Source organism: Corynebacterium testudinoris (genome assembly GCF_001021045.1).
In the GTDB taxonomy this organism is placed as follows: Bacteria; Actinomycetota; Actinomycetes; order Mycobacteriales; family Mycobacteriaceae; genus Corynebacterium; species Corynebacterium testudinoris.
Genome location: NZ_CP011545.1, coordinates 896,358 through 911,884, shown reverse-complemented (window position 1 = coordinate 911,884; position 15,527 = coordinate 896,358). Strand labels below are relative to the sequence as shown.

Annotated in this window: 16 protein-coding genes and 1 pseudogene; 7 read left to right on the top strand and 10 right to left on the bottom strand. The window is 60.4% G+C overall.

Going from position 1 to position 15,527, the window contains the following annotated elements:
* Window positions 1-42: 42 nt before the first annotated feature.
* Both CTEST_RS13025 and CTEST_RS13720 read right to left on the bottom strand, forming a co-directional pair.
* Window positions 43-642: a hypothetical protein gene (locus CTEST_RS13025; RefSeq protein ID WP_144413219.1), complete on the bottom strand. Its 600-nt coding sequence runs from the start codon at window positions 640-642 to the stop codon at window positions 43-45.
* Between the two features lie 333 nt (window positions 643-975).
* On the bottom strand, window positions 976-1,755 hold the full coding sequence (locus CTEST_RS13720) for a CPBP family intramembrane glutamic endopeptidase (RefSeq protein WP_162488752.1): 780 nt from the start codon (window positions 1,753-1,755) through the stop codon (window positions 976-978).
* A gap of 19 nt (window positions 1,756-1,774) precedes the next feature.
* On the opposite strand from CTEST_RS13720, the gene CTEST_RS04475 reads away from it, so the two are divergent.
* The gene (locus CTEST_RS04475) at window positions 1,775-3,187 is read left to right on the top strand and encodes an IS1380-like element ISCli1 family transposase (RefSeq protein ID WP_083985432.1); all 1,413 of its coding nucleotides are present in this window, start codon (window positions 1,775-1,777) and stop codon (window positions 3,185-3,187) included.
* A 77-nt stretch (window positions 3,188-3,264) separates the two neighbouring features.
* Here the strand turns inward: CTEST_RS04475 and CTEST_RS04470 are convergent, their stop codons facing one another.
* The 7 genes from CTEST_RS04470 to ychF form a co-directional block, all read right to left on the bottom strand.
* The gene (locus CTEST_RS04470) at window positions 3,265-3,549 is read right to left on the bottom strand and encodes a hypothetical protein (RefSeq protein WP_144413218.1); all 285 of its coding nucleotides are present in this window, start codon (window positions 3,547-3,549) and stop codon (window positions 3,265-3,267) included.
* Between the two features lie 383 nt (window positions 3,550-3,932).
* Window positions 3,933-4,262, bottom strand: a complete 330-nt coding sequence (locus tag CTEST_RS13905) for a nucleotidyltransferase family protein (RefSeq protein ID WP_047252724.1) — start codon at window positions 4,260-4,262, stop codon at window positions 3,933-3,935.
* 991 nt (window positions 4,263-5,253) lie between these two features.
* Complete coding sequence (locus tag CTEST_RS13790) at window positions 5,254-6,417, bottom strand: hypothetical protein (RefSeq protein WP_047252722.1); 1,164 nt, start codon at window positions 6,415-6,417, stop codon at window positions 5,254-5,256.
* A 144-nt stretch (window positions 6,418-6,561) separates the two neighbouring features.
* Complete coding sequence (locus tag CTEST_RS04450) at window positions 6,562-6,813, bottom strand: hypothetical protein (protein WP_047252721.1); 252 nt, start codon at window positions 6,811-6,813, stop codon at window positions 6,562-6,564.
* 734 nt (window positions 6,814-7,547) lie between these two features.
* Window positions 7,548-7,868 carry a HigA family addiction module antitoxin gene (locus tag CTEST_RS04445; protein WP_047254216.1) on the bottom strand — a complete coding sequence of 107 codons (321 nt, stop codon included), beginning with the start codon at window positions 7,866-7,868 and terminating at the stop codon, window positions 7,548-7,550.
* Entirely contained in the window at window positions 7,843-8,124 is a 282-nt protein-coding gene (locus CTEST_RS13270) for a type II toxin-antitoxin system RelE/ParE family toxin (protein WP_083985430.1), read from the bottom strand. The genes CTEST_RS04445 and CTEST_RS13270 overlap by 26 nt, the downstream gene beginning before the upstream one ends.
* Window positions 8,125-8,157: 33 nt before the next feature.
* A complete protein-coding gene (ychF, locus tag CTEST_RS04435; protein ID WP_047252719.1) occupies window positions 8,158-9,243 on the bottom strand; it encodes a redox-regulated ATPase YchF in 1,086 nt (361 codons plus the stop codon).
* Between the two features lie 176 nt (window positions 9,244-9,419).
* On the opposite strand from ychF, the gene CTEST_RS04430 reads away from it, so the two are divergent.
* Entirely contained in the window at window positions 9,420-11,048 is a 1,629-nt protein-coding gene (locus CTEST_RS04430) for a sodium-dependent transporter (protein WP_047252718.1), read from the top strand.
* Window positions 11,045-11,212, top strand: a complete 168-nt coding sequence (gene metS, locus CTEST_RS04425; protein WP_047252717.1) for a methionine/alanine import NSS transporter subunit MetS — start codon at window positions 11,045-11,047, stop codon at window positions 11,210-11,212. The genes CTEST_RS04430 and metS overlap by 4 nt, the downstream gene beginning before the upstream one ends.
* 106 nt (window positions 11,213-11,318) lie before the next feature.
* On the opposite strand, the gene CTEST_RS13015 is transcribed toward metS, so the two are convergent.
* Window positions 11,319-12,140 (bottom strand): CPBP family intramembrane glutamic endopeptidase, encoded by an 822-nt coding sequence (locus tag CTEST_RS13015; RefSeq protein ID WP_052844297.1) that lies wholly within the window; start codon window positions 12,138-12,140, stop codon window positions 11,319-11,321.
* Between the two features lie 114 nt (window positions 12,141-12,254).
* Here CTEST_RS13015 and CTEST_RS13965 point away from each other — a divergent pair.
* The 4 genes and pseudogenes from CTEST_RS13965 to CTEST_RS04405 all read left to right on the top strand — a co-directional run.
* Window positions 12,255-12,428, top strand: a pseudogene (locus CTEST_RS13965) (TetR family transcriptional regulator); the annotation flags it as partial.
* A gap of 177 nt (window positions 12,429-12,605) precedes the next feature.
* Entirely contained in the window at window positions 12,606-12,866 is a 261-nt protein-coding gene (locus CTEST_RS13820) for a hypothetical protein (RefSeq protein WP_236686139.1), read from the top strand.
* A gap of 68 nt (window positions 12,867-12,934) precedes the next feature.
* Window positions 12,935-14,401, top strand: a complete 1,467-nt coding sequence (locus CTEST_RS04410) for an AI-2E family transporter (protein ID WP_052844296.1) — start codon at window positions 12,935-12,937, stop codon at window positions 14,399-14,401.
* 34 nt (window positions 14,402-14,435) lie between these two features.
* Window positions 14,436-15,515: a DNA recombination protein RmuC gene (locus tag CTEST_RS04405; RefSeq protein ID WP_047252715.1), complete on the top strand. Its 1,080-nt coding sequence runs from the start codon at window positions 14,436-14,438 to the stop codon at window positions 15,513-15,515.
* The last annotated feature ends 12 nt before the right edge of the window (window positions 15,516-15,527 follow it).

Sequence of the window (15,527 nt, the reverse complement as noted above, 5' to 3'; positions counted from 1 at the left end):
AGCTGGAGCTGGAGCTGGAGCCGATTGGTCTGGTGAGGCTGACTATGACTCCGTGTACACCGCCATGACATCCCGGCCGGTGGCCCCGAACTTCTCCTCCATTTCCGTGCGAACCTTTTCGACCCACGAAGGAAGGAGATCGAAATCCTCAGTGAACTTTGAGTCGCCGGCTTCCTCATCACGCAGCGAGAACAGCGCGACTGCACCGGTCACTTCAATGGGCGTACCGGCAATTTCTTTGGCATCCTCAATATCTTCACCCGGGAGCAGAAAACGCACGACGTCGGCGTCCGAGTCATAGACGAATACCTCCCCCGCCTCGTCCGCGAACACCAACCAATTCTGCGGCCAGCCCTCAATCGGGACATCATCACGGAAGTTCCACCCAAAGGCGTCCTGAGCCTTCCACAGATCGGACAGGCGAGGGAAAAAGACCTCGTTGCCGCCGCCGCCATAGAACCAAATGCCGCGAGGCTTCCGGCCAGATTTCCCCGCCGTCGTGAGGTCTTCCTCACCAAATGGACCGACCTGCTGGTAGAAATCGGCGAGCGCAGCTGGCAGCGGCATGGGACCTTGCCAGTCAGAAGCAGGTTGCGGCTTACAGATGCCAAAATGACTGAGGAATTCCAGAGCAGTTTTCATGAGGAAAGTTTACAAGGTGATCCAGGGAACTTTCCACCCGACGTCTAGAACTTTTCCTCCTGGCGGTAATGCCCCGGATCGATCATCAGACAAGAGTGGCGGAGCCTTCGCTGCGACATCCACCGGTGAAGTGCTCTTGACCGACCATCTACACTCGGTCCCCGCGGTCGACAGCGACCCCAATCTGTCGTCGTCGCGCACGTCTCTTCCCAATAGACCCCGCTCGAAGACGACCGATGTCCCTAGCAAGCGGGTCTGCCGCCTCAACGACCTGCTCCAGCACTCCGAGCACCCGGAGCACCTGAGCGACGTTTCCCACGGCAACAGGGGTGCCTACGATGAGGTTCCATGAGTGGCGGCAATGCTCGCGTCATTGTCGGCCTTGTCGAACACGCCGCCTAGCGCTACCGACACGGCAATTGCGATTATCCCGCCCGCAGCGGGCACAACCCATACCCACCACTGGAGGTTCCCCATGACCGCGAGCGCCCCATACAGGGAGATGATGTTGTTTACCGCGTGCGCCGCGACGGCGCCTGTCAAAGAACTTGTGGTCAGATAGGCAAGAGTGAAGAAAGCCGCGAGCACAAACAAAAGAAAGATGTCTGCGGCTCCTCCCCCGTGCACGCTCACAAAGGCGACGCCGCTGAGAAGGAATGCCAGGAGCGTCGATACCCGTACCCGGGTAGACCCAACAGCTGCTCCCTTTGAAAATCCATCACGGAGTGGCCGAAAAATCCCCGCACGAAAGTACAATTCCTCACACACTGGAGCTATTAGCGCGACGCTGGCTAGAAGAGTCACGGTCGCAGACACGCTCGTTCCGACACCGCCCTCACGGAGCACACTGACCGTTCCGCCATTTCCGAGGTTGAACAGGCGCTGCAAGAGGCTCACAGTGAGCCAGCAGGCCAGCCCGTAGCCGGTCCCGATCAGGAGAGTGCGGCCAAGCTGCCGGCCACCCAAACCAATCCATCCGAGGGGACGCGAGAGCTTTCGACCGAACACTAAGCCTGGATCCACCGATGTGATTTTGGGGTAGCGGCGTGGGAAAAAGAGAAATACCCTTCTGAACTGGGATAATACGACTTGTCGAAGGTCTATATTCCCCATCCAGGAGGGCATCTCTCAGGTGCAACTATCTCACACTCCCGCGGCACTCTCTATTTCATTCGATGACCCCAACCTCGTGTCGGCCGCCGGCTTGGTCCCAGCCATGCGCCTGGCCGACACTGCTGGCCTGTCGACCCTGGCACAGCACAGGATGAGTATCGCAGGCGACAAGGGTGCCAACGCCGGGGCGAAGATCACCTCCCTGGTCGCCGGCATGGTCGCCGGTGCCGACTCGATTGACGACATGGACCTGTTGCGCCACGGCGGCATGAACCGACTCTTTACCCGGATCTACGCGCCGTCGACCCTGGGATCCTTCCTCCGGGCCTTCACCTTCGGGCACGTGCGCCAGTTGGATGCCGTGGCCTCCCGCTTCCTGATCAACCTGGCTGACCAGTCACCGGGCCTGGTACCCGCACCCCCAGCTGCCACCAGCGGGTATGTCTTCGTCGATGTCGACGACACCATCATCGAAGTCCACGGCCACCAGAAACAAGGCGCCGGCTTCGGCTACTCCGGTGTTCGTGGGCTCAATGCTCTGCTGGCGACGGTCACCACGACAGAGTCTGCCCCGGTGGTCGTAGCCCAGCGCCTGCGCCGAGGGTCCTGTGGTTCGGCGCGTGGGGCAGGCCGGTTGATTGCCGATGCCATCACCACCACCCGACGCCTACCCGCCATGGCCCAGCAGAAAATCCTCGTACGCGCGGACTCCGCTTTCTACGGCCGGCCCAGCATCCACGCAGCACTCACCGCCGGTGCTGATGTGTCCATCACCGCGCGGATGACGCCCAACATCCAGAACGCGATTGCCACGATCCCGGACACGTCCTGGGAAACAATTGAGTACACCGACGCGCTCTTTGATGAGGACACCCAGACCTGGATCTCCTCAGCGGAAGTCGCGGAAGTCCCCTTCATCGCGTTTGCGTCGAAGAAGGCAGCTGATCAGGTTCCCGGTCGGCTGGTGGTGCGCCGGATCCCGGAGTTGAACAAGAAGAATATCGATCAGCCGGGCCTGTTTGATCTGCACCGCTTCCACGCGGTATTCACCACCGCCGACCCAGACCTGCTGGGTACCGTGGCCGCGGACAAGACCCACCGGCAGCATGCGGTCATCGAGCAGGTCAACGCCGATCTGAAGAACAGTGCGCTGGCGCATATGCCTTCAGGTGTGTTCACCGCGAACGCGGCGTGGTTGGTGGTGGCGGTCATGGCCTTCAACCTCACCAGGGCTGCCGGGACCATCGCGGCCGGGGCACTGGCCAGGGCTACGACTGCGACGATCCGGCGTCGGATCGTCATGGTGGCGGCCCGCATTGCTCGTAGGGCACGACGGTTGGTCCTGCACCTACCGCAGGGCTGGAAATGGGAGCCGCAGTGGCGGAAGCTGTTCGAGCACGGTCACTCGCCACCGGCTGTTGTTTCTTCCTGACCACCTGAGCCGAAACCCTCCGGCCCGAGCCGACCTACCAATTCGTGGAACAACCAGACGACGACGTGATCTGGGGATCATTCCTGCCCGAAAATCTTGGTGGTGCCCGCAGCCGAAATCAACCGATCACCGAAAGACCATCGGCGGATCCAGGCTAAGAGCACAATCGGGAGCGCGAGGGCATAGCCCACCATCTGTCCCTGAGAGCTGATCCATTCCCAGCCGATTAGCAGCCCTCCGTAGGAGAGTGCGCTCGTCACCACGATGGCGATGACATAAACAACGATGGCCCACCACCAGCGCATGGGCGATATAGCAAGTCGGTCAAGAATCAATGCCCGCTGACGCGAGGGAGTGTTCATAGCTCTACTTTCTTCTTGCAGGTGCGATACGGCCTGATTGATGAGCTTAATGATTATCACCCCCAAGTCCTCATTGTGGACGATGGAGGTTTCGATCGTGCCTGAGGACTGGAGTGTGAGAAGGTGGCGACATCGAAGCTGAACCATCCGGTACCTGTGGCCAAAGATCGGGACACATCGACCTTCACTTGGGACTCTAGCGTGGCCCCACACTTATGAGTTGCCGATCGTAGGCGGGACGAGGGGCGATGTGCGACAACTCTCCTCCACTACAAATCCCTCAGTTGCCTGCGAACTCAAGCTGTAATGCCAAGCTAAGACCTATCGGTCGGACCAAACAACGGCTGCGAGAGTTTCGTGAATGAGCTGAGCTGGGTCGCAGCTCAAAGGTCGACTGCGTCAGCAAGTGCCGACGCCAAGACCTGCCACTTAAGCAGCTGAACGGGCAATACGTCGATATCGTCCCGGCCAAACAGCAATCGGGTCTCCTCCATTAGTCCAGAGGCTCGCATCAGGAGATTTCCATCAGCAGGATCCATTTCGACCAGAATGTCTATATCGGACTCTGGTGTAAAGCTACCGCGAGCAACGGATCCAAATATCCTTGGCCGAGCTGCGCCGTACCGCTCTAGAAGCCTCTGAAACTCACCACGATGCTCGTCTAGCAGCTCGCACAGGGAAAGCGCTTCAGGTGCCGTAGGACCATCAATCATAGAAGAATCCACCCAGCCTTCTGCTCGTCCGACATGCGATTTCAGTAACTAAAGCCACCTTAGGCGATCTCGGTCGACTATCTGCTTCAGCAGTCGACGTACTAATAGTCCCTCCATCGATATGCCTCACGGCGGGCCCGACTTTGAGCACGAGGACAATCCGCTCATCATCCTCGATCTCATCGACGACTCGATTGTCTCTGCCCTCCCCCTTTAGCTGAATCCACCCAGAAGATCGCGGGTCACTTGCAATCAACTATATTGCGCCGCTCAAGCGACGTGCCGTCGACTTGTCGAACCTTCGAATCGCCTTCGCCACAGATGGGAAATGGCTAACGGCACGGGGACGGTTCAGAGGTCCAGCTCGCGCATGAGATCCTCGTGGCCGACTCGCCCCTCCTCACTTTGAGCAGCGATAGCAGCGTGAATATCGGCCCGGCCCTCCAGAGCTCGCAACGCGCGGTCGTAAAACTCCGGTGAGACCAGTACCGCGCGACGGATGGCTCCACGCGAGGTGAATTCGACAGGCTAGCGCTGTACTGCAGCGATATAGGCGCTCTGCTGGCTGCGGACCCGGGACAACGTCACAGAGGTCATGCAAAAATGGCACAACTTGTACATGTTGTACTCAAGTCCCTCAATGGTTCGATCTCATGACCTAGACGTCAAGCCGGAACTCAACAGAGTCACGAAGCCCAACAACCTGAGCGGCCAGCTTGCTGCGCAAAAGATCACGAGCGGCACCCAGTCGATGGACAGGGTCTGTCCAATGGTCCGGGGAATAGAGCCACACGGGACGAGCCACAAGCTCGTGAGGTTCCCATTCGTAAGGAGGCCGAATGTGCGTGTGCAGGAACCCCTCAGCATCACCAACGGCGAGATCTCCGCCTTTAACAACAGGGACGGGAGTCGACGTGCTAGTCAAGACGCCCAGCGGGAGTCACATATTAGAACGACGAACCAAACCGTCTAGTGCGCTGCGACACGTCGATCAGGGTTGCCGACAACGACGTTCGAGTTCGTCGAGGAATTCTTGCTCGCGCTTGTTCACGTCTCCGTCGATACTGATCACCGTTCGGGCAGCAGTGATGACGTCGCTAAGGTCCCCTCCTTCGGCTTTGATGCGCCGCCAGACATCCTCTGGGTCGAGGTCGACTACCCCGGCAAGTTCCTCGTCGTCAATCTCGTGTCGGTCGCGAATGAGCCGCAAGAGATGCCGCATCAGCAAGGACTCGTCGTCCGAAGTCTTCTCATCGCAGCTCACTGCCAGCCAGGAGACCCAAGGCAGGAGATGTGGGTGCTCCGTTCTACTGACCAACCGCTCTGCGCTTTCAATGACTCGAGCTTCATTGCGGAACACCTTCCGTGCATGTCGCCCAGCGATGAATGTTGTCCAGCGATTCATAGCCACTGCGAGAGGGATACCCACCAGTGGAATTCCGATCTTGATCACGTTCCGCTGCAGAAGGAACTTGCCGACAAACGGAAGTCCTCTCGCTGCGTTCAAGACCGGACCCGCATAAAAACGCTTGATAAGCGGTCGCATTAGAGCAGGGACGAACTTGATGGCACCCTCTCGCGCAAGCTCACTGCCCTTGATTGTGAAAGCTACGCGGATCAGCTTCCAGAGGTCCTCAGGGTCGTCCATGTCCAGTGGTACCCGGTAAAGCACAGCAATGTCGTATGCGAGTCGAAGCTGCAATTGCGAAATGTAGGCGATATCAACCATGACAGTTCCAACAGCGGCCGGGATGGCGGCTGGTGATGCTCCGCCAAGACTTCCAATTGTTGCAGCGACGGCGCCCGTGTATGCAAAGGCAGACAATCCGCCTTCAATAGACGCATACTTCGCGGCCATCTTGATTCGTTGATCGACGATTGCGTCGGCGGGCACTCCGTGATACTTCTCCTGGAAGTAGGCCCAGTCAGTCTTCTTCGTATATGCATCCAGTGATACCGTCAGCAGCTTGACAAACCAATCGCCGCTCGTGATATCCGTGGAACTAAAGCTGCTGACCAGCGTTCGAAGCCTGTCCCGCTCCCGTTCGACAGCTGCAGTCTCCTCAGAAGTCGGAGTGTCGGGCTCGTTCCCGTCGTCCGAATTGACATGCCCCTCTGCATCGGGGTGGTCGCCGGTTACCGAATGGTGCGTCATGAAGTGATCTTCGCATAGACCAACGACACAGGGATAGACGGCAAGCAGACACAAACCCGAGCTGGGGCAGATTCGACTTACAAGGGTTGCATAAGCACAGCTAGCGCCGAGTTAGAAAAGAAAGGCGAGGACGATTACTCACGGCTACACGCGTACTTCGCCGCAGGACAAGCAGTGCGATGCCTTGGAGAGCCGCGCAACCTCGTAGGCCGGCCTTGAAGACAGCCACATCTGGTCCGACCTGGGTCCGAACCCGTCAATCATCGGACCTTCCCACTTCGCGGCAATGGGCCGGTGCAGCGCTTGGTCAATGACGGAGCGGCCCGGCCGCTTCCAGGTCAGTTCACGGGCGCGCTCGATAAGCACCGGGACGAGGCCCAAATTAGTAACATCCACACGGAGCGTTCCTGTTCGCAAATTTTATCGATCTGCAAGTGCCGGCAGGTCGTTGCATACCGTCTTCGAGCTTGCTGTCACTGAGAACAGGACGGCATCGAGTCAGCTCCGCCATTTAGTTCTCAGAGAATATCCCCTCGCCCCGACGACCGCGAGTGTCGGCACTACTAGTTGCGCCTCATTCGGACCCGAGCGGCTCGTGAACGCCCACGATCTCTCGCAGCATCATGTCTGCGTCTAGGCGTGGTTCTAGCCTTTGCTCTGTGGGCTCAAGATCGGCCACCCACCTAACAATGATCGGAACATTCCCCAGAAAACCGCGCCACTAAGCCTCAATGTCGACTGGCACCGGCCAGGACGCAAAGATCGGCCCAAAGCGTCCGCCATTCTTGGATCGCTGCTACCAGCAACGTGTCTCTCGAGCATCCCAAGGCCGAGGCGGGGCCCAGGCGCGCCAACGCCGTGAGAGAGTCCGAGTGAGCTTCCATCGACCGACCCACGAGACTTCACCGCTGGTTGGGCACGACCAACTCGATCACAGCGACGGCATCTTCAGCGAATGCAGACCTCCTAGCATCCACGGGTCACCGAGTCCTGGTGTCATGCCTTCGCTAGACTACTCTTCGCTACTCCCGGTCAGACCGTGAAGGAGCATCACCGCAGGACTCCCGCTGCCACGATTCGTGGCTGCGATTCAATAATGCCCCGACGCACTGTTCTGAGCACCGGCCAGGTCAAGCGGTCTGCAGGGGCGCGATCGCGTCAATCTGCTCACTCAACGCGCGCCGCTCAAGCCGCAACTCATAATTGGACTGCAAGTTCATCCACAACTCTGCCGAGGTGCCGAAGTACTTGGCCAGGCGGATGGCGGTATCGGCAGTAATCCCACGCTTGCCGTGCACGATCTCATTGATCCGCCGCGGCGGCACGCCGATGGATACGGCGAGCTTGTTCTGCGTGATCCCGAAACCTGCGATGAAATCCTCCATCAGGATCTCCCCCGGGTGGATCGGCTCGATCAAGTTGCTCTCAGTGGTGGTCGACGAGTTCGACATTTTCTGCACCTCCATCTCTCCAAACGAAGCAAATCCGCCATTGCGAGTTCACTCGGATACAGTGCTGCCCACGACGCTCGCCCTGCAATCGCTCCAAGCGGTTTCCTGGCGGTATTCGGAGATCTTCGACGTCCTTCGCAGCATGGATCAGTTCGAGCTTCCTCAACGTCGCACGCTGCACCGTCCGATCGACACGCTTGACGCACTGCTCATGCCAGATTCGATCGGTGTCCTTGTTCTCGAACGACCTGATCACAGGAGCATCATATAACGGAACTCGTCAATAACGCTACACGTTAAACCTAAACTCCACCACGTCCCCGTCGGCCATCACGTAGTCCTTGCCTTCTTGGCGCACCTTGCCCTTGGCTTTGGCCTCGGCCATGGAGCCGGCGGCGTCGAGGTCGGCGAAGGAGACGATTTCGGCTTTGATGAAGCCGCGTTCGAAGTCGGTATGAATGACACCGGCGGCTTGGGGGGCGGTATCGCCTTGGTGGATGGTCCAGGCGCGGGATTCTTTGGGGCCGGCGGTGAGGTAGGTCTGTAGGCCGAGGGTGGCGAAGCCGGCTTTGGCGAGGGAGTGGAGTCCGGGTTCGTGTTGGCCGACGGACTCGAGGAGTTCGGCGGCTTCGTCCTCGTCGAGTTCGAGGAGTTCGGTTTCGGTTTTGGCGTCGAGGAAGACGCAGTCGGCGGGGGCGACGAGGGCGCGGAGTTCGTCCTTGCGGGCGTCGTCGGTCAGCACTTCTTCGTCGGAGTTGAAGACGTAGAGGAAGGGCTTAGCAGTCATGAGGTGGAGGTCGCGGAGCAGGGCGAGGTCGATTTCGCCGCCTTTGGCGGCGGAGAAGAGGGTGCGATCGTCCTCCAGGACGGATTGTGCTTTCTTGACTTCAGCGACGGCGTCGATAAGCGATTTGTCCTTGCGGGCATCCTTCTCCAGGCGAGGCAGGGCCTTTTCAATCGTCTGGAGATCGGCGAGGATGAGCTCGGTGTTGATGACAGAGATGTCGGAGGTCGGGTTGACCACTCCGTCGACGTGGATGACGTTGTCGTCGGAGAAGGCACGAACGACCTGGCAGATGGCGTCGGCCTCACGGATGTTGGCCAGGAAGGCGTTGCCCATGCCCTCGCCTTCGGAGGCGCCCTTGACGATGCCGGCGATGTCGACGAAGGAGACCGTCGCAGGCAGGATGCGCTCGGAGCCGAAGATCTCGGCGAGGCGGACCAGGCGGGCATCGGGAAGCTCGACGAGACCGATGTTGGGCTCGATGGTGGCGAACGGGTAGTTCGCGGCCAGCACATCGTTGCGGGTCAGGGCGTTAAAGAGGGTGGACTTGCCAACATTGGGCAGGCCGACAATTCCAAGAGTAAGGCTCACGGGGGCATATCCTATCAGCCGCAGTTAACGACCTTGGTTGTCTCGTTATATGATACGTGCACTCATGTAAGCGGCGTCTCACCCATGGTGCCGTTGTCGAGTGCCCCACCGCCACACCCCGGGCTGCTGGAAAGCATCGACCTTTATCCGTTTCAAGGATCAGACAGGTATTTGATATGTCCGCGACATCATCGCAGCCCGGGCAGACGCAACGCCGTGAGGTGTTTTCCTCACGATGGGTGTTCTTGCTCGCCGCAGTCGGCTCCGCCGTTGGCCTCGGCAACATTTGGCGTTTCCCCTATGTCGCTTATGACAATGGTGGCGGCGCCTTCCTCATTCCCTACCTCGTGGCACTGCTGACAGCCGGTATTCCCCTGCTGTTCCTCGACTACGCGCTGGGTCACCGCTATCGCGGCTCCGCTCCCCTAGTGTTCCGCCGCATTAAATCCTGGGCCGAGCCCGTGGGATGGATCCAGGTCGGCGTGGCTTTCTTCATCACCATTTATTACGCCGCCATTATCGGCTGGGCGGGTTTGTACGCCTTCAAGTCCTTTAACAAGGCGTGGGGCGATGATCCGAACGCTTACTTCTTTGGCGACTTCTTGCAATTCGATGAGACGGCAACGTTCTCTACTGACATCGTTCCGCAGATCGCCCTCGCGCTGGCCGCGGTGTGGATCGCGGCCATCATTGTCCTCGCGATCGGCGTGGACAAGGGCATCGGTCGGGTGTCCATGTTCTTCATGCCGGTCCTCGTCGTGCTGTTCATCATCGTGGTCATCCAGGCTTTGCTGCTCCCCGGTGCCGCCACCGGCCTTGACGCCCTTTTCACCCCGAATTGGTCAGCGTTGGCCAACCCCACGGTGTGGATCGCGGCGTATGGCCAGATCTTCTTCTCCCTGTCCGTGGGCTTCGGCATCATGCTCACGTACTCCTCGTACCTGCGCCCCCGCTCCAACCTCACCGGCACCGGCCTGACCACCGCTTTCGCCAACTCCTCCTTCGAGGTCCTCGCGGGCATTGGCGTTTTCGCCGCACTGGGGTTCATGGCTACCCAGCAAAGCGTCGCCGTCGATGAGGTCGCCACCTCCGGTATCGGCCTGGCCTTCGTGGCCTTCCCCGCCATCATCAACGAGATGACCCTGGGCCCGATCTTCGGCTTCTTCTTCTTCGCCTCCCTCACCCTCGCGGGCTTTACCTCCCTGTTCTCCCTGCTCGAGGTGGTCGTCTCCGCAGTCAAGGACAAGTTCAACCTGCCGCGTAAGGCCGTCGCCATCGGCATCGGCACCTTCATGGCCCTGCTGTCTCTGGCCCTGTTTTCCACCACGTCCGGCCTCATGGCTCTCGACGTCATGGACAAGTTCACCAACAACATCGGCATCGTCGCCATCGCGCTGATCTCCGTCATCGTCATCGACTGGATCCTGCGCCGCATCGACGAGTTCGGTTCCCACCTCAACGCCGTCTCCTCCTTCCGCGTGGGCACGGTCTGGCGCATCTGCGTGGTCAACGTGACCACCCTCGTCCTGGGCTTCACCCTCATCCAAGAGCTGGTCACCCTGGTCAAAGAGCCCTACGGCGGCTACACCGGCGTGCAGATCGCACTGTACGGCTGGGCGGTGCTGGCAATCATCGTCATCAGCTCCCTCACCTTGTCGATCTTGCCGTGGCGGGGAACCGCCCGCCTCGACGGCCCACCCGGCTCCGACTTCGGCGTTGACCCCTACCTGCGCCGAACTATCCGGGAGCCGCGCCGCTTCGAACCAGACACAGCAACCGCCGCACAGAATGGAGAGCAATCATGAGCGGAATCGCAATCATGATGATGGTCATGTTCATGGTCGTCATCTGGGGCGGCCTCGTTGTCAGCGCCCTGCACCTGCGCCGAAACCCGGATGAGAAGTCCGGTGAGCTCGGGATGTCCACGTGGGCGAGCGACGATACCCTCGCTGAGCAGGAATACCGCTAGACCACACCACCCGCGCGCCCCCTGCTTCCTGAGATTCCTGAGGAGGCAGGGGGCTTCGCGTTGCTTATCGACGCCGTGTCAGCGTCAAGGGGCTTCCTCCCCGCCGTTACCGGCGGCGGGTCCGCGAATACAGCCACCAACCCGCGCCGACCCACAGTGCAATGCCAAGGGCTTCAACTGCCCAGTCGACTCCACCGATCGTGGTCGGCCCATCAGCTGTGGCAACTGATTGCAGGAAAAACACACGGACCGAGTTAATCGCACCATGGGCGAATACAACGGGCCACACGGAGCCGGACGCCAGGCGCAGGGCGACCAGAAACGGGGCCCACGAGGCGATCGATGCCAGATACGCGATCATCTGGGGTGTCTCAAAATTGAAAATCAGCACCGCCGGGATGTGGAAGAGCGTCCACGCGACCGCTGAGATTGCAGCCATTGCAGGGAATCCGAGGTGCTGCGTGCGAGTGACCAGCCAGCCGCGCCAGCCCGTTTCCTCACCGAAGGCGAAGACCGACTGCAGTAGCAGGAACGGGGCAACGGCGAAGATCGCTATGGAGATTAATTCGGGTGGATTGAACTGCCACCCCACTGCTAGACCGGCGACGAGCTGTGTGGCCGCGATTGCTGCTACGGCCCCGACGCCGAGGCAGGTCCAGGGCATTGATCCGCGCCAGCGTAAGGCAAGTAGGTCCGCCACCTTCACCGGCTCACCCTGGGGTGTCGAGCGTCTCCGTAAGAGTGCGATGAACGGAATGGTGGCGATGAGCGGGGTCAGTTGGGCGAGGGGAACCAGCGTCGCCGAGAGTTCTTCGTTGAGCACGCCGAGAATGCCTGGCGAAGCGACGATGAAGCACAAAGCGATGGCGAGAGCGACATAGGCGATGATCTCGGCGGCGCCGGGTCGTGGGGTGTGTTGGGAGTTCATGGCGCTTCCTCGTTTGGCCCTTGAGCGATTTTTGTTTCAGGTTGCCCAAATTATACAGTGTACAAATAGGATCGGGGCTCAGCGGGGTCACCAACACGAAGAAAGGTTGCCAGCGTGCACAAACGAGGACCACGAGGGGACATTTCGGCGGACGACATACTGTCTGCGGCTGACGATCTGGTCATCAAACTCGGAGATGCGTCGAAGGTGTCGCTGAGGATGCTCGCCGGTCGCGTGGGAGTGTCTGCCAACGCGATCTACACTTATTTCCCATCATTAGATGCGGTCCTCCACGAGTTGGCCGATCAGAGACTGGGGAGGCTCCGGGCCGCCAACCTGCTGGCTGACCCCTGCCCCCGTTGCGGTCTACGGGAGTTGGAAAATCGCGCCCGGGATTTGTTTACCACCCCAGGCACACGCGCATTGATGCGATACCAACCAGTCCTGGGCAAAGAGTCGTTCCGATTGAGTGAAACCGTCATGGAATTGTGTGAAGGAGCCACGCTGCCCGCGCGCGATTGCCACGATCTCATCATGGGCTGGTTTTACGGCAGCGCAATGCTCGTCGATGAAGGTTGGACCTCGGGCACCGATACGTTACGCGGCTCCGGGGAATGGGCGTTGGATTACCCTCTGGTGATTGGTCGCTCCGACGCCAACCCCGAAGCCCAGTTCGACGCCATTCTCCGAGGCATCGGGATCGAGTGCCACCCTACGGGGTCGTAGGCAGGGGGCTTAGGCGTGTCTCGGCCCGCTGCCGCCGCACAGCTACCCGGTCAGGCAAGATGGGGAGCGTGACCGAGCACCAAAAGCAGACACCGAGCACCCCGCCGCGCGCAACGGATCCGGACATTGAGTCCGTGCTGGATGCGGTGGTTGCCGATGACACAGCCGACACACCGAGGACTGCCAGTTCAGAGGAGCTGAACGAGACCGAGGGCCGTGATCCCCTCGACCAGGTCGATCGCTCGGTGGTGGTGGGCGAAGGCCTCAAGTCGATCGCGATGTGGGCACTGCGTCTGCTCATCATCGCCGCGTTCCTGTACGTGGCGTGGTACGTGCTCAAGCAGGTCGGCCAGGGCGTGCTGCCGATTATTTTCGCGATCATTGTGTGCACGGTGCTCGCTCCCCCGACGACGTGGATGCGCAGCAAAGGTGTGCCATCGGCGCTGGCTGCCATCATTTCTATTCTTGGCTTCTTCGGTTTCTTTGGCACTCTCCTGTGGATGATTGCCCCGGATATTGCCCGCCAGTCGCAGGTGTTGTACCTGCAGACGTTGGAGGGCGTGCAGCGCCTGCAGCTGTGGGCCCAGGGGCCTCCGTTCAATGTGGATGGCGATGACCTGGACAGGTTCGTCAACGACATTGCTAGTTGGGCGCAGGATCAGGCGGGCGCCATTGCCGGCGGGATTGTGACGGGCGTGAGCACGGCGACGTCGATAGTCATTACGTTGTTCGTGGTGTTGGTGCTCACCTTCTTCTTCCTCAAAGATGGCTTCCGTTTCCTGCCGTGGATGCGCGCGGTCGTGGGCCGCCGCTTGGGGTGGCACCTGACGGAATCGCTCATGCGCGGGTGGAAGACGCTGGGTGGGTTCATTCGGGCGCAGGCGACCGTCTCGTTTATTGATGCGTTCTTCATCGGCCTTGGCCTCGTCCTCATCGGCGTGCCCATGGCGTTGGCGCTCGCGGTGATCACGTTTATCGCCGGTTTCATTCCTTATGTCGGCGCGATTGTCGCTGGCACGTTGTCCGTGATGGTGGCGCTGGTGTCCCTGGGCTTTACCGAAGCCCTCATGGTCCTCGCGGTTGTCCTCGCTGTTCAGCAGCTCGAAGGCAACGTTTTGTCGCCGTGGTTGCAGGCGCGGGCGATGAATCTTCATCCGGTGATCGTGCTGGTGTCGGTGATTATCGGTGGCGGGCTTTTCGGCCTGCTGGGGTCGTTCCTCGCGGTTCCGGTCGCCGCCATGATTGCCGTTGCCTTCCGCTATCTTCTCGACATCACGGCACTGCGCTCGGGAGAAAAACTCGCCAGCGACATCGATTTTGTTACCCACGAAGGTCAGCTCGCCGGTCGCCTCACCGAGGAAGAGGGGCGTCTCATGCGCAAACAGTGGCGCAATTCTGTGGTCTACGTCGACGAAGAGCTCGAAGACGACGTCGCAACGAGCCCCACTCCCCCGTCTCAGCCGCGTCGCTTCGGTCGGACTATTCTCACCAACTCGCGGATAGAACATTTGTTTGGCAAATTCGGGCGTCGCTAAGCATCATGTCGGGGTGATGTGAGAGGGTGTGGCCATGGGTTCCACCTTGTTAGTCCTCCTCCTCGGCATCGCCCTCGGCGCTGCTTTGGGCTGGTTGGGGCACGCTTATCGACGTCCCACTGTCCCCCACCCCACCACCGCACCAGACGGTGCAGAGTTGCACCGCTCCCTCGCTCCGCTCGAGGAAGCGGTGAGCACCATCGGCGGCCAGCTAAAAGAGTTGGAGTTGGGCCGCGCGAGCGCCTATGCCTCCCTGGCCAGCCAGGTCCAGGCGATGACGCGCACCTCAGCCCGCTTGACCGACCGCACCGACAAACTGGTCACCGCCCTGCGCGCCCCTCAAGTTCGGGGGCGGTGGGGCGAAATCCAGCTGGAGCGCGTGGTGGAGCTGGGTGGGATGACCCGCCACTGCGACTTTGACACCCAGGTCTCCGCTCGCCTCGGCGGCCAACTCGTCCGGCCTGACCTCGTGGTCAATCTCGCCGGCGGACGCCACATCATCGTCGACGCGAAGGTCCCCTTCACCGCCTATCTTGATGCTTTAGAAACCGAGGACCCTGAGGAGCACGCCGCCTACCTGCGCCGGCACGCCCATCTTCTGCGAACCCACGTCAACCAGCTCTCCGCGAAGGACTACATCACCGCCTTCGATCCCACGCCGGAGTTTGTCGTTCTCTTCGTCCCCGCCGACCCTTTCCTCGACGCCGCGCTCTCCGTCGATTCGGAATTGCTGGAGTACGCGTTTTCCCGCAACATCGTCCTGGCCACCCCGACGTCCCTGTTCGCTCTCCTGCGCACCGTCGCTTTGGGGTGGCGCCAAGAAGACGTCTCGGAAAAGGCCCGCGTCATCCACCAACTCGGCCGCGACCTCTACACGCGGCTGAACACCATGGGGGAACACGTCAACCGTGTGGGCCGGCAATTGGAAAAGACCGTCGAGGCCTACAACGCCACCCTCGGCTCCTTGGATTCCCGCGTCATGGTCACCGCGCGTCGACTCGCCGACATGGATGTCCCCGCCCGCACCGACCGCCACCCGACGGAATTGGAGCAAGTTACCCTCCGTCCCCGGGCCCCGTCTATTCCTAACGAGGATGAGCCCCGGCTAGGATAGTTCCTTGTGTCG